This is a genomic window from sulfur-oxidizing endosymbiont of Gigantopelta aegis (assembly GCF_016097415.1).
Lineage (GTDB): Bacteria > Pseudomonadota > Gammaproteobacteria > GRL18 > GRL18 > GRL18.
Genome location: NZ_JAEHGE010000001.1, coordinates 3,509,166 through 3,523,961 on the forward strand (window position 1 = coordinate 3,509,166; position 14,796 = coordinate 3,523,961).

Here is a 14,796-nt window from a genome sequence, read left to right on the forward strand (position 1 = left end):
TAAGAGAGCAATTAAAATGAAACCCATTATGCAAAAACATTGGCACCACCTACCACAGGAAGAAGTGCTGGAGCTGCTGGAAGCAGACCTTGAAAAAGGACTGGATCAGCTTGAAGTCGGTGAGCGACAGGAAAACTTTGGTCCTAATGAGCTGACTCAGAAAAAAGGTCATGGCCCCTTAGTCAGGTTTTTATTACAGTTTAATCAGGCTCTGGTTTACATCTTGCTGGTGGCGGTGGTTATAAAGCTGTTTCTGGGTGCTTATGTTGATGCGGGGGTCATTTTTGGTGTGGTATTGCTTAACTCTATTATTGGTTTTATGCAGGAAGGTAAGGCATTAAGTGCTCTGGATGCGCTGGCAAAAGCATTAACCACTGAAACTACAGTCTTGCGTGCCGGTGATAAGCAACGTATTAATGCCAGTGAACTGGTACCGGGAGATATTGTTCTGCTGGCCTCAGGTGACAAGGTTCCCGCTGATTTGCGCCTATTGCAGAGTCGTAGCTTGCAAATCGATGAATCTGCTTTGACCGGTGAGTCTTTGCCTGTGGAAAAAAGTCCGGGCACCCTGGGCCATGACGCTATTCTGGCGGAGCGCAAGAATATGGCTTATTCCTCTACTCTGGTCACTTATGGCACCTGTGTGGGAGTGATTACTGGTACGGGAGATGAGACTGAAATTGGTCGTATTTCCGAATTGATATCCAGTGCAGAAATACTGGCTACCCCATTAACACGCAAAATTGCCAAATTCAGCCATGTTTTGCTGTATGCAATTCTGGCATTGGCAGCAGTTACCTTTATGATTGGCCTATATCATGGAGGTCATTGGGTGGATCTCTTTATGTCGGCAGTGGCATTGTCGGTGGCAATGATACCCGAAGGCTTGCCTGCGGTGTTGACTATTACGCTAGCCATTGGTGTGGCACGGATGGCAAAACGTAACGCTATTATTCGTCATTTACCTGCGGTAGAAACACTGGGTAGCACTACCATAATTTGTTCTGACAAAACGGGCACACTGACACGTAATGAAATGACGGTGCAGCAGATCTGGGCCGGTGATGAATTATTTACGGTCAGTGGTGTGGGTTATGCACCTAAAGGGGAAGTGCTGAAAGATGCACAGAAAATAGATATTCATAGCAATACGGCGTTAACTGAGCTATTGCGCGCTGGCCTGCTGTGTAATGAGTCTATATTGAAAGAGGATGAAGAAGGCTGGAAAGTTGAAGGTGATCCGACAGAAGGGGCATTATTAGCATCTGCTTTCAAATCAGGCTTGGATTTACAAGCGGAAAAACAAGCCTATCCACGCATTGATACCATACCTTTTGAGTCCGAATACAAATACATGGTAAGCCTGCACGGAGGTGATAAGCCCGTTGTCTATCTGAAAGGTTCCGTTGAAAGTATGCTGGCTCGTTGTGATAAAATCATGGGGGCTGATGGTAAAGCGCAGGCCTTGGATGCTGAGGCCGTTAATGCCCAGGTAGAAGCATTGGCACAGCAGGGCCAGAGAGTGTTAGCTTTTGCCTGTATGACAGAGTTAGCCAATAATGTAACGGCTATTGATCATGATGATGTTGATAAAGGACTGATTTTTCTTGGCCTTCAGGGTATGATTGATCCACCAAGAGAAGAAGCCATTAAAGCGGTCAGTATTTGTCAGACTGCGGGTATTCGGGTGAAGATGATTACCGGTGATCATGCGATTACTGCCGCTGCCATCGCCGGGCAAATCGGTCTTGATCATACTTTAGCTAAGGGTGAGATGCCTAGGGTTCTGACCGGCATTGAGTTGGCAGAAATGTCAGATGCTGAGATGATAGAAGCGGCGACAGGTACTGCCGTTTTTGCCCGGGTGACACCAGAACAAAAACTGCGTCTAGTCGAAGCCTTGCAGGCTCATGGCGAAGTTGTCGCAATGACGGGTGATGGCGTGAATGATGCACCGGCATTACGTCGTGCTGATATTGGTGTGGCGATGGGAATTACGGGCACTGAAGTCTCCAAAGAAGCAGCCGACATGGTACTCACGGATGACAACTTTGCTACGATTACGTCCGCTGTTGAAGAAGGACGTGGTGTCTTTGATAACCTGATTAAATTTCTAACTTGGATCCTACCAACGAATGCGGGTCAGGGCTTGGTGATTATCACCGCTGTTGTCATGTCTCAACCGCTGCCGGTTTTACCGGTACAGGCCTTATGGATTAATATGACCACTGCTGTCCTGCTGGGGCTTGCCCTTGCCTTTGAACCCCGTGAACCCGGCATTATGAACCGCTTGCCTCGTAAACCCGACATTTCACTACTCAATGGTGAAATGATATTTCGTGTTTTGCTGGTTGGACTGATGTTATTAGTGGGTAGTTATGGCCTGTTTGAATTAGCCTTGGCTAATGGTGATAGCGAAGCTCAGGCACGTACTATTGCGGTGAATGTTTTTGCCGTCGGCCAGTCTTTTTACTTGCTTAATTGTCGTTCATTGCGATTTTCAATGTTGAGTCTGGGGCTCTTTAGTAATCTATGGATTTGGGCTGGTATTGCTGCAATGGCAATAGCACAGCTTCTGTTTACCTACCTGCCTCTGATGAATCAGATGTTCCATACCGCGCCTATTGATCTGCTTGATTGGTTACAAATTCTAGCAGTGGGTCTGGTTATTTATATTGTTATTGGTGCTGAAAAAGCAATCAGACGAAAGCAAGAAAACAAACAATACTCGTGATACTTGGAGGTGTTGCGTCTAAGTTAATCATATAGAGTTAGGATATAAGAGTTAAGGTATAAGAATTAAGGTATATTGATGAAAAACTTTAAAAACATACTTTTTATTGCCGATGCAGAAATGCAATGTCGCCCAGCATTTGAGAGAGCTATGTTACTGGCAGAAAATAATCAGGCCAACTTGACGGTTGCTACTATAGTTGATGAATTGCCCGGTTATTATCCACAGTTAATAAATGGTGAATTAAGCAAACAGATAAAGGATGAGCATCTGAAGCAGATTGAAAATCTGGTCGCATCGGTATCGCATAGTAAAAAAGTGAGAGTCATTACGAAATTATTAGTTGGGAAACCTTTTTTGGCTATTATTCATGAAGTGCTGACTCAAAAAATAGAGCTAGTGATAAAAACGGTTGATAAAGAAACGTTTATGTCACGTCTTTTTGGTAGCTCTGATATGAGTCTATTACGTGAATGTCCATGCCCTGTATGGTTATTAAAGTCATCAGTTCATGAACCGTATAAGAAGTTAATGGTTGCTATTGATTTTGATCCCATGTCAACTGAACCAGTTGATGAGCAACTTAATCGACAAATTTTGAATATGTCCCTATCTCTGGCCTTGTCTGAATTTAGTGAGTTGCATATTGTTCATGTTTGGTCTGCCTATGGTGAAAGCGGTTTGCGAACTGGATTTGCAAAGCAACCTAAAAAAGATGTTGATGCCTATGTCAATGAAATACGAGTGAAGCATGAAACGTATTTTAAACAACTGGTTTCAAGTGTGATTGATGAGGTAGGAAAAGAGGTCTCTGATTATATAAAACCTCAGGTTCATCTGATAAAAGGTAATGCTCGGGATAAAATTCCAGAATTCGCCAAAAAAGAGGAAGTTGATCTTATTTTGATGGGAACCCTTGCTCGAACCGGGGTGTCAGGTTTGTTTATGGGGAATACCTCGGAAACGATTCTAAGTCAAATTGACTGTTCCATTCTGGCTGTTAAACCTGAAGGATTTGTATCACCCGTTGCATAAAAGGATTATTAATTGTCCTGACTAACCAATGGGCGGTGGAACATTTTTAGCGATACGTTTTGTTAAAGTGTAGATGCGTCGCATTTGTTCAACAAAAGCCATTTCAACTCGCACCAGTTTCAGGTAATCAGGATCATTGGTGCCAAGGCGAATGGCTTTTCGGCTAAGCAATGCATTTGAATTTTTAGCGATAATCTTTCTCATGGATATAACGGATTCAGCCGCTTTTTGGTCGTCATCCCGGATGGCTATCACGGTTAGTTCAAGCGCCTTGACCACAGATTGATGCAGTGTTTTCATTAATATCTGTGTCGTCTTTCCCGTTTTTGGCTTAAGCTCGCAGGCTTTATGAGCAAGTGCCTGCAGTTCATTTCTGACCACATCGGCAATACTTTCAAAATTGTCACAGGCAATCATTAATTGCTGAAAATTGTCACTGTCATGCTCACTGAGTTCCCCCCTACGAATAAGCCCTAGATAGTGTAAGATTTCTTCTTCAAGAATATCGACCTCGTCATAGCGTTTGGCAATCTCAATTACTGTTTGCATATTGCCGTTTTTGTAGGCGGTAAATATTTCATCTAACATCAGGCTGGTTATGTCACCCATTCTGCCCAGTTCCAGGCGTACTTGTTGCAGGGCGATGGGGGTAGAGACTAAGGCGTTTTTATCGATAAATTTGGGTGTAATAATAACCCCTACTTTGGCTTTGCGTTCAGGTACTAGGAATTCAGCCAGGCGGGCAAACCAGGTTGTAAAGCCGATGAAGATCAGTGTGTTTATAATATTAAAAAATGTATTGGCATTGGCAATCTGTCGGGGCACTTCGGCGCCTGCTCGAGCTAGGCCTGTCAGTTCAGGTTCTGCAGGAGAGAGCCAGACGGCAATGTCTACTAAAAGCCAGATGAGCGGTAACCATATCAACACCCCCACAACATTAAAGACTACATGAACGACCGATGCCTGCACTGCCTGAGTGGACTTGCTGCTCATGACCCCCATGATGGCGGTGGTGATTGCGGTACCAATATTGGCGCCTAATGCAAGTGCGATACCTGCGGGTAAGGACAATAGACCTTCACTGGCCATTGCGATGGCAATACCAATGGTGGCAGCAGAGGATTGAACTATTGCGGTAAATATGGCACCCGCTAAAATGCCGGCCATGGGTTTTTCAAGACTGACGAGTATGTCTAAGAAGGGCTGATAAGTACGCAATGGTGTCATGGTATGACTCATTAAGCCCATGCCGTAGAAGACTAGACCAATCCCCATGATCATCATGCCATAGTATTTCACTTTATCTTTTTTTGCCGTAAAAAGCATAAAAAACCCAATTGCCACCGGACCAAGGGAATAGGCCGCTAGATCAAATGCGAGTAATTGTGCGGTGACGGTACTGCCAATATTTGCCCCCATGATGACCCCCACAGATTGTGCGAGAGTCATCATGCCACTACTGATAAAACCTACAACAAGTAGTGTTGTGACGGTGGATGAATTGAGAATGCCCGTGACAAAGGCGCCTGTTATGGCACCCATAAAACGATTTGTGGTGAGATGAGAGAGTACTTTTGTCATTGCGTCACCGGCGGCTTTTTTCATCCCCTCAGACAATAACTGCAAACCGGCAAGAAATAAGGCCAGGCCACCGAAAAGCCCCAATGCGAGTTGCAGCCAGTCAATTTTGACGTCTGTGGACGCTGCAAAAGCAAAGGGTGAGCCGCTAAAAAGCATGAGCAGGAAGATAAAACCTGAAATTTTACACAGTGTTAATGTCACTGAGGTGGCCTCGGTCATGAAGAAGAATAATATTTATATTGTATAATAGTACGAATTGACTATTCTTAGAAGGTGCTTTGTTCAAAATTCTCGAATAAATAAATGCTTCGAGGAATATACCATGCTGACAAATATACTTATGATACTTACAGTAATGGTAAAGAATAAAACGACAGGAGGAAAAATCAATGCGATTAAGGTTTAAATGTTATCTAAGTTTAATGGATTGTAGACGATAGAATGAGTGTTATTCTCAAAATAAAAATGCATGATAAATTTCGCCTAGAGCTTATCACGGTCAGTCATCCTCAGCAAAAGCCTTTAACCTTCGATTTGTTCTGGTTTTTTCCTAAAGAGCTGGATGTGACTCAATCCAGTTATCCCAAACCTTTGTTTTACCGCTATCTGAAAAATAATATGAGGTATCGTATTCCAGATCAAACATTGACGGAATTAACAGCGCCTGACAATCGTTATATAAAAATACTGGTTGATGAAATCATTAATGAAAATGATTTGGAATATCATCATGCCCTCAGGCTATTAAGTAATATCTTTGTCAAGGCTCTGAAGAAAGAAATAAACGTTCACACGGCCAATGAGAAGACTGAAGATATATTGCAAGCCAACATTCAGGTCAAGGCAGTTTTAAGGCGTTTACGTGCACAGATTACAATTTCCGGACAAGGAAATAAGTTTGGATTTCAGACTGTCAATCAATACTGTAGTAGTGAAGTTATTCAAACCTACCTCGCTTGCATTGCGGACATTCCTGACGGGCAGATAAAAAATGCCTTGTTAAAGACCGTTGCAGAAGAAAATGAATACCGCCATGCAAATAAGATGTCTGCATTAGATAATAATGCCAGCTTTATAAAATCCGTCCGGAAGCTAAAATTAATCCGGCGTTATTGTGAAGGTACACTGTTTCTTAAAACCCGTAGAAGCGAAGAAGGGGTTGTTGCACAGCAGATTATATTTAGTCTGGCTGCCGCTTTGTCCATGATGTTTGCAATGTTAATTGCCTTTTGGTCTCAGCAAAAATTTGGTAACTTTACCACGAGTTTTCTGGCGGCAATGGTATTAGGTTATATTGTTAAAGACAGGCTAAAAGAGTTGAGCCGGGAGGTAACATATCTCAGACTGAGCCGATATTTGTTTGACTTCAGCACACAATTGCAATCAGAGCGATTATTGCGTAAACCTACCATCGGCACAATCAAAGAAGTGGTACAATTTATTAAGCCACGAAAACTGGATAATACGCTTAGAAATTTCTACCAGCAACAAGCGAACTATAGCAAGGATTCTTATGAATCAGTTTTAATGTATCGGCGGCAATTTAAGACGAGTACAAAAATAATGCCAAAGGGCATTGATCAATATGTTAATTTTACGCTTTTTAACCTGAGAAAGATGTTGCGCAATGCGTCTTATCAGGACTATCCCTTTTTTTACCAAAAAGGCAGCAAAGTTATTTGTCGTATGGTGCAAAAAAGTTATCCAATAGAACTTGTGGCTCGTATCACCGGTGATGGGGAGGCACGTTATCAGCATTATACGCTGACAGTGACTCGAAAAGGTATTCGTCGCATTCATCAAGCCAGTTTTAATGATAACTAGGCACCGTGTAAAAAATTTTTTTAAATGACTGTTGTCTATTGTTCTTAACGTGTTAATCATTTAATCTGTAGAAGATAAAAGGAAGGGAAAATTATGTCTGATACAACCACATCTGATACAAATGTAAATATTGGCGAAGAGACAAAGCCCCGCTTTGAATTTAGAAGCTTTGGCCAGGATTTTTCAACACAAAGTGCTCGCATGGCACGCTTATCCTCACCAATACCTGAAAAATTATGGGAAAGAAGTTCGGATGAAATTTACATCATGTCCAGAATGAATAATGTCAATAATACCAAAGTGCGTGATGGCAAGATGGATATCAAAACCTATGTGCAAACGGTTGACGGTCTGGAACAATGGAATCCACTGATGAAGGCGGAGTTTCCTATTGCGCATGATATACTGGAAAAATCAGTGTTTCCTGCTTTTCAGGTGGAGATGCCACAGCTTGAACAAGAACGCTATTCTTATGAAGAATTTATGGCAATCATCAATGCTCATCCTGATTTGCAGGCCGTTAAAGTCCATAAACAACGGTTTGCTTATATGGTTAATGATACTATTTGTGAAACAGGCAATATCTTGTTTAATGGTGCAAAAGTGTCAACCATTAATTCTGAGTCTACAGAAATAGATGCGATTAAAAAAACACTCAGTGATACTGGCCTTGAAAACATTGAAAATATAAACTATCTTCAGGCCATTAAACGAGTGATTGGAATGATAGATAAACCATTGGCCAATTAGTGCCCATCTGTTAATAGTTTTTTTTATCAGTATAAAATAGTAGGGTGGGCATGGCTTTATCTGCCCACGCTGACTCAATACTTTGTATTCACACTTTCAGCGTGGGCACAAAAAGCGTGCCCACCCTACAGTCACAATTATCAAATAATTCTAGAATAAACGGATGGGCACCAATTAATGCTTAAACATTAGTTGGCAAATAAAAAAGCAACGTAACGACTGACATTAGAGAGAAAATAAAATGCCTTTTGAAATTGAAAAAAAGTTCCTGGTTTCAGGTGAACAGTATAAACAAGACGCTGAGAAGCAGGTGCGTATTGTTCAGGGGTATCTATCGACAGTACCTGAACGCACGGTACGCATTCGCATTAAAGCTAATACCGGCTATCTGACCATCAAAGGTAAGGGAAATCAATCGGGTGCTACCCGTTATGAGTGGGAAAAAGAAATCAGCGTGGGAGATGCTAAAGAACTATTAGCGCTTTGTGAGTCCGGAGTCATTGATAAAACACGTTTTCTGGTGAAGTCAGGGAAACACACCTTTGAAGTCGATGAGTTTTATGGTGATAATCAGGGTTTGGTGGTGGCCGAGGTCGAACTTGAATCAGAAGATGAGGCATTCGAAAAACCATCATGGCTTGCCGAAGAAGTCACCGGACAAAACCAATATTATAATGCCATGCTAATGGCCAAGCCTTTTAAAAACTGGTAGTATCGAATACAAGACAAGTTTATACCTGTCTTGAATCTGTAGAATAAGGATTTTTATGGCAGAACAAAGGCCAACAACGTCTGATCCGCTGGATATGAATAACTATCGGATCGAACACCTACCAATACGTGAGAAATCTGGTTTTGAGCAAAGGCTTGAGCAAATTGGCCTGCCTTTAGCGATTATCACCTTTTTTGCCATCCTGCTTTTTTTCAATGTCCCCTATTTGGAAACTATTAATCCTGAAATTTTGGGTAAACGTGCTTTAGAACAGTATGAGACTCTGGGGGCAGAAGCATTCGCACAAACAAATATTGCCATGATGGCTATTTTTGTTGCCGCGATTATTCTCTGGATCACCGAAGCCATTCCCAATTATCTGACCTCGTTTCTAGTGATTATTACCATTGTACTCACGGGTGTCACCCCTGAGCGTGAAGCCTATGCTCAGCTGGGACATCCAGTGATGTGGCTGAACATTCTTTCCTTTATACTGGCCAGCATGCTGGTTAAAACCTCAGCAGCCAAACGTTTTGCCCTATGGTTTATTGTACGCTTTGGCCATAATGCCACCTCCATATTTTTCAGCTTTATTTTTATTAATATTATTCTTTCCATGTTTATTTCTGCCACCACTGCCAAAGCAGCTATTTTGTTACCCATTTTTATGGTGATAGCGGCTGTTTTTGGGGCTACGGGCGGTAAAAACAAAAATAATTTTGGCCGTAATCTGGTATTGCAAAATCTGTTTCAAATTAATATGGGAGCGGGTATGTTTATTACCGGCTCCGGCGCCAATTTATTGGCTGGGGCGCTAATTGCCGGTGCTTTGGCCGACATGAATGATTTTTCTTTTTATGCTTGGATGGAAGCTGCTTTTTTCCTGTCATTTTTTAATATTCTTATTGGCTGGTTTATAGGCACCCGGTTTATTTTTAAAATACCTAAAGAAGAGGCGGTTCCTCAGATTGAAGGCGGCTTGGAACGTTTGCGTGAAGAACTGCAGAAAATGGGCAAAATCCGCTTTGAAGAAATCAAAGCCATACTTATTTTTGTCTGTGTACTCGCTGGTTGGGTCACGGACTCTTATCATGGTGTCAGCAAAACAGCGATAGCTTTTATTGGTGCCATTGTTTCCTTGATGCCGGTAGTTGGCGTGGTGAAATGGAACGATGTTGATATTCCCTGGCACTTATTATTATTTTCTGCCGGAGCTTATACTTTAGGAGCAGGCTTTTCCACCACTGATCTGCCTAATATCTCGGTTGATGCCCTGTTTAATTATCTGGGCTTTACTGATGTAACACCCTTTTGGATACTATTTTTGATCCTCACCGGGGGAATGTTATTCAGTGCGCTGATTTTTCAATCCAAAACCATGCGTACTTTAATTTTTATCCCTATCGCCATTGGTACGGCACAAAAATTTGGCTATCCTATTCTTAGTCTGGCCTTGCCGGTTGCGTTATTAATTGAACATGTTTATGCTTTACCGTTCAATAGTAAACCGGCGGCTTTGCTTTATGTGACCGATCACTATAGCTGGTCTGATACCTTTAAATTTGGTGTGACCATGCTCTTTGTTGCCTGGGTAATGATCATAATCTGGAGTGAAACCTGGTTAAGGTGGTTAGGTTATCTACCCAATGGTGTGTTTGGTTTGTTTTAGAAAGAGAAAGAGTACAAATAAAATAATAATAATAACTGCTAAAAGTGAAACATTTGCTTTAAAAAATTATAATCGTTATTAAAAAATAGGAATTAAGTATGCGTAAAAATGGTATGAAATTAAATAGACATAGCGCTCAACCTGGGCGATTTCTACTCACAGCATCGGTCTCATTAGCTATTATGGGTTCTTTTAGCGTGCCTGCTTTCGCTGTTTCTAATGATGAAATCATGAAAGAACTGAGAAGGCTGCAACAACGAGTGCAAAAAGTAGAGTCAAAACTGGAAATAACTGAGCAAGAATTGACTTCCACAAAACAAGAACTGGTCAAGACGAAGAAAGAACTGATTGATACTCAGGTGACCAGTAAAAAGCCCAATATTCGCTTCTCAAAAACAACCGGTATGCCTAAGTTAGTATCGGATGATCGTAGCTCTTCTCTAGAGTTTAATGGTCGGGTACAGCTGGATGTTGCAGCACTTCCTGATCAGCATAAGAATGGTAGAAATAGAGATAGTAACTTCTTTTCCAGTCGCACAGAAAGTGAAATTCGCAGGGCAAGACTGGGCATTGAAGGTGTATTCCATTCAGACTGGGAATATGAACTGGAATTAGACTTTGCCGAAAATGAAGTGGATTTGAAAAAAGCACAGCTCACCTATGGGGGTATCAAAGATAATGATATTACCGTCGGTTTTCAGCGTGTTGCTTTTGGTCTGGAAAATACTGCCAGCTCACGATATACCACCTTTATGGAGCGAGGCTTAACCGATACTTTTTCACCGGATAGAAATCTGGGTGTTGCCTGGCGTTATACTGGCTGGGATTGGGGACAGTTTAAGGTCGGTGCTTATATTCCAAATACAATTGATTCGACCTCAGAAGATGACATCGACGCGGGTGAAACCACTCATCGAAGTGATGCTTATAATTATGTGGGTCGTTTTACTGTGGTACCGATTAATTTAAGTAATCAGGTGCTACATTTAGGTGTTAGTGCTGCTTATACCAATTTCAGTAATGTTGATTCAGGCGATGCTATTCGCTATCGAGCTCGACCCGAATCACATTTGTCGCAAAGGTTGGTGACAACGGGTAAATTTTATGACCCTGACAATAGCAAAACATATGGACTTGAAGCTGCTTATTCCGGCTATGGATTTCTGCTCCAAAGTGAATATGTCGGAGTCTCAACTAAAGGCTATTATGATGATGATAAGTTAAGAAATGAGGATACTTATAAATATGACAGCTGGTATGTTTCAGCGGCCTATATGCTAACGGGTGAGACGCATGCTTATAGACGAAAAGGTGGTACCTTTGGCAATGTTATGCCCGATCATCCTCTTTCAAAAGGGGGCTGGGGTGCCTGGGAAATTGCTGGACGCTTTAGTTCCATTGATTTGAATGATAATGGTGAAAAGGGTGGTCAACTGGATGATTTCACCTTTGGGGTGAATTGGTATATGGAAAACAATCTAAAACTGATGTTTAACTATATCCGCTATGATGCAGATAGTTATGAAGAATATCCAAAATATGAAGATCAGGATGACAATATACTCCAAACCCGTCTGCAGTGGTTCTTTTAGAACTTCCTGAAGAATAGTATTAATCTGGATAGTGCTAAGCGATCCAGATTAATGCTCTGCTTATTACTATCGTTATAGCTTATAGGAAATAACCGTGAAAAAAATATTATTGATCGCAGTATTATTAAATACTCTCTTTGTTTTACCCGTATTTGCACTGGATATCAGTCATTTTACCCAGTCTGAATATGCCTTTAACCTTCAGGAACCAGAAGGTTTGAATAGCACACCAGGCTCACTCGCAGGCCAGCGTGAAAAATTATATGACTTCATCAATTTTGAACCGGGCAATGATGAAAAACTGGTTACTTATCTGGATACACCGGATCGTATTTTAGCTAAAAATTCATTGATTATTCGTGTCAGAGAAGACTTAAGAAGTCCCAGAAAAACCCGCATTACCGTTAAGCTCAGAGCCGAATCTCCAGCGGATTTTGGTGATATTAAACGCTATAGAAAAGCTGAAATTGATATCGTTGGCGGCAATAAATCCTATAGTGTCAGCTGGGATATTCGCTATAATCACAATGATATCAATGTCAGAAAAGTAAATATACTCGCTGTTTTAGATCGCATTAAGAAAAAGAATCCTGAAGCCTGGAATGTTGTAGAAACACGCTTAGAGGGAAAAAGTGAGCAATTAATACAAACACTGGTGATGCGCACCTTATCCTGGGAAGGACCGATTACAAAAGTACGAGGTATCGTAGAAATGGACTATACTATTTGGAGTCCCCTGTATAAAGAAAATGACGAAGCATTTACCTCCATGTCATTTAAAGGGAAAACCAAAGATAAAAACCTGTTAGCGGTTGTCAAACGTGTTGATGCTGTGCTTGCTGAAAAAGGGCTTGCTATCCCACCGGAAAAGTCTTTTTCAAAAACCAGAAGAACGTTTGATATGAGTCCCGGTTTTAAGCAATAACACTATAAGTCTAGAATAATCCCTGTATATTAAACACATAAAGTTAAACCAACCTCTTTACTGGTGTTGGTTTAGTGATTATTAAAGGATTGTTGTCGGCTGTTAGGGTGTCAAAGGAAACAATAGTGGCACTGTCAGTAAAGTGATTAGCATCGCTAGGATTTGTAATGGCACCCCAATTTTTACAAAGTCATTAAATTTATAACCGCCCGGTCCCAGAACCAGCGTATTAACGGGGGAAGCAACGGGTGTAGCAAATGCGGTGGATGCTGCAATGGCTACGGTCATAAGAATCGGATATACGGAAATATTCAGTGCAATAGCCGCTGCCACAGCAATAGGCGCAATGAGTACTGTAGTGGCTGTATTTGAAATAAATTGACTAAAGAGTGATGTTAAAACGAACAGCCCCGCCATCAAAGCAAAGGGACCATAGTCGCCCAAACCATTGACCAGGCCATTGGCAAGCAGTGTGACAGCGCCAGTTTTGTCCAGAGCAGTTGCCATCGGTAGCATGCCGGCAATCAGCACAAGGCTCTGGGTATTCAGTGAGTGGTAGGCATTATTCATACTGATACAGCCTGTGACAATCATCGCTAATGCGGCCAATAACACTGCCGTCACACTGGGCACCAGATTAAACGTCATCAGTATCAGCATAATAGCAAGAATCGCTAGTGCTAATGGTGCTTTGCGCCGGCGGGGAGCTACCTCTGCAATTTCTTCTGGCAGATTTAATACCAGAAAGTCATCATGTTCTTCCTGTAGGCGACAAATGGACCGCCACCCTCCGGCAACCAATAGAGAGTCACCAAATTCCAAGGCTGTATGGGAAAAATTTTCTTCCAGCGGTTCACCCATTCGCTGAATGCCAAGTACGGTTAGACCATGCTGTTCCCTAAAATTTACCTCGACCAAACCATGGCTAATGAGTTCAGAGTTTGGTGTCAGTAATACCTCAGCCAATCCCAACTCTTTTTTTGCGAGTTGTAGCTGGTATTTATTCAGTGGTGTTTCATTCAGTCTCTCATCGCTGCACAATGAGTTCAAATTAGAGTCGTTGCCAGCGACTAATAGTGAATCGTTATGCTCGAGGCGAGTATGGGATAAAGCGGGTGCTAGAAAACCATCATGCTCGATACCAATGACCATGGTATCGTAGCGGCTCAGTAATCTGGCTTGTTCTATCGTTTGGCCGTGTAAGGGAGAGTTCGCTCCTAAATGTAGACGACGGATTCTTTTTCGGACGCCATAAGCATCCGCCAGTTCTCGAATGGTACGGCGGCTACGACGTGCTTTGGCGGCTGTTCGATGGGGTAGCAGATGACGTCCTATCAACAGCACATAGATAATACCACTTGCTAATATCAGTAGGCCAATGGGGGTAAAGCTGAAAAAGCTAAAGGGTTCCAGCCCCTCGCGTTCCAGCTGAATGCTCACCACCAGATTGGGTGGTGTGCCAATGAGAGTTAACATGCCCCCCATTAAGGAGGCCAGTGAAATAGGCAAGAGTAGTCGGGAAGGATTGATGCCTGATTTTGCGGCTAGGCTGAGTACAATAGGAATGAAAATGGCGACGGCACCCGTAGAGCTCATAAAGGCAGATAATCCAGCAACTACCAGCATGAGCATTACCATGAGACGTAGTTCATGAGTGCCTGCGACCCGCATCAACCAGTCACCGACAGCAAAGGCAATACCTGTTCGGTAAAGTCCTTCACCGATGACAAAAAGCCCAGCAATTAACAACACGACTGGATCACCAAAACCAGCCAGCGCTTCAACAGGTGTGAGTAAACCGCTCAGCATAAGACATAGGATAGCACCTATTGCAACAACATCTAAGCGAACTTTGTCACTCACAAAAAGGATGATGATAATAAGCAGTAGTCCAAATACGAATATCATGTCACCACTCATGAATCACTCCTTTAGGTAAATAATAATTTTATATTCTAGCGCAATAATCAAAAA

10 protein-coding genes are annotated in these 14,796 nt (G+C 42.1%); 8 read left to right on the plus strand and 2 right to left on the minus strand.

Annotation, left to right across the window (positions count from 1 at the left end; genetic code table 11):
* Positions 1 to 16 precede the first annotated feature (16 nt).
* The gene (locus tag JEU79_RS18035; RefSeq protein ID WP_198265222.1) at positions 17 to 2,734 is read left to right on the plus strand and encodes a cation-transporting P-type ATPase; all 2,718 of its coding nucleotides are present in this window, start codon (positions 17 to 19) and stop codon (positions 2,732 to 2,734) included.
* Positions 2,735 to 2,812: 78 nt separating this feature from the next.
* Complete coding sequence (locus tag JEU79_RS18040) at positions 2,813 to 3,769, plus strand: universal stress protein (protein WP_198265223.1); 957 nt, start codon at positions 2,813 to 2,815, stop codon at positions 3,767 to 3,769.
* 21 nt (positions 3,770 to 3,790) lie between these two features.
* On the opposite strand, the gene JEU79_RS18045 is transcribed toward JEU79_RS18040, so the two are convergent.
* Positions 3,791 to 5,551, minus strand: a complete 1,761-nt coding sequence (locus JEU79_RS18045; RefSeq protein WP_214660622.1) for a Na/Pi cotransporter family protein — start codon at positions 5,549 to 5,551, stop codon at positions 3,791 to 3,793.
* A 240-nt stretch (positions 5,552 to 5,791) separates the two neighbouring features.
* Here JEU79_RS18045 and JEU79_RS18050 point away from each other — a divergent pair, with 240 nt between their 5' ends.
* From JEU79_RS18050 to JEU79_RS18075, 6 genes are all read left to right on the plus strand, one after another.
* Positions 5,792 to 7,174, plus strand: coding sequence for a hypothetical protein (locus JEU79_RS18050; RefSeq protein ID WP_198265225.1), 1,383 nt, complete (start codon positions 5,792 to 5,794; stop codon positions 7,172 to 7,174).
* A gap of 93 nt (positions 7,175 to 7,267) precedes the next feature.
* Positions 7,268 to 7,924: a hypothetical protein gene (locus JEU79_RS18055; RefSeq protein WP_198265226.1), complete on the plus strand. Its 657-nt coding sequence runs from the start codon at positions 7,268 to 7,270 to the stop codon at positions 7,922 to 7,924.
* Between the two features lie 241 nt (positions 7,925 to 8,165).
* The gene (locus tag JEU79_RS18060) at positions 8,166 to 8,636 is read left to right on the plus strand and encodes a CYTH domain-containing protein (RefSeq protein ID WP_198265227.1); all 471 of its coding nucleotides are present in this window, start codon (positions 8,166 to 8,168) and stop codon (positions 8,634 to 8,636) included.
* Positions 8,637 to 8,691: 55 nt separating this feature from the next.
* The gene (locus JEU79_RS18065; RefSeq protein ID WP_198265228.1) at positions 8,692 to 10,305 is read left to right on the plus strand and encodes an SLC13 family permease; all 1,614 of its coding nucleotides are present in this window, start codon (positions 8,692 to 8,694) and stop codon (positions 10,303 to 10,305) included.
* A gap of 98 nt (positions 10,306 to 10,403) precedes the next feature.
* On the plus strand, positions 10,404 to 11,897 hold the full coding sequence (locus tag JEU79_RS18070; protein WP_198265229.1) for a porin: 1,494 nt from the start codon (positions 10,404 to 10,406) through the stop codon (positions 11,895 to 11,897).
* Positions 11,898 to 11,991: 94 nt separating this feature from the next.
* Complete coding sequence (locus JEU79_RS18075; protein WP_198265230.1) at positions 11,992 to 12,822, plus strand: hypothetical protein; 831 nt, start codon at positions 11,992 to 11,994, stop codon at positions 12,820 to 12,822.
* A 102-nt stretch (positions 12,823 to 12,924) separates the two neighbouring features.
* Here JEU79_RS18075 and JEU79_RS18080 read toward each other — a convergent pair whose 3' ends face one another.
* Positions 12,925 to 14,742: an SLC13 family permease gene (locus JEU79_RS18080; protein ID WP_198265231.1), complete on the minus strand. Its 1,818-nt coding sequence runs from the start codon at positions 14,740 to 14,742 to the stop codon at positions 12,925 to 12,927.
* Positions 14,743 to 14,796 lie beyond the last annotated feature (54 nt).

Bases quoted from the DNA above. Each gene is read 5' to 3' on its own strand.
- JEU79_RS18080 (WP_198265231.1), bottom strand. From the start codon at position 14,742: ATGAGTGGTGACATGATATTCGTATTTGGACTACTGCTTATTATCATC.
- JEU79_RS18050 (WP_198265225.1), top strand. From the start codon at position 5,792: ATGAGTGTTATTCTCAAAATAAAAATGCATGATAAATTTCGCCTAGAG.
- JEU79_RS18055 (WP_198265226.1), top strand. From the start codon at position 7,268: ATGTCTGATACAACCACATCTGATACAAATGTAAATATTGGCGAAGAG.
- JEU79_RS18070 (WP_198265229.1), top strand. From the start codon at position 10,404: ATGCGTAAAAATGGTATGAAATTAAATAGACATAGCGCTCAACCTGGG.
- JEU79_RS18065 (WP_198265228.1), top strand. From the start codon at position 8,692: ATGGCAGAACAAAGGCCAACAACGTCTGATCCGCTGGATATGAATAAC.
- JEU79_RS18035 (WP_198265222.1), top strand. From the start codon at position 17: ATGAAACCCATTATGCAAAAACATTGGCACCACCTACCACAGGAAGAA.
- JEU79_RS18060 (WP_198265227.1), top strand. From the start codon at position 8,166: ATGCCTTTTGAAATTGAAAAAAAGTTCCTGGTTTCAGGTGAACAGTAT.
- JEU79_RS18040 (WP_198265223.1), top strand. From the start codon at position 2,813: ATGAAAAACTTTAAAAACATACTTTTTATTGCCGATGCAGAAATGCAA.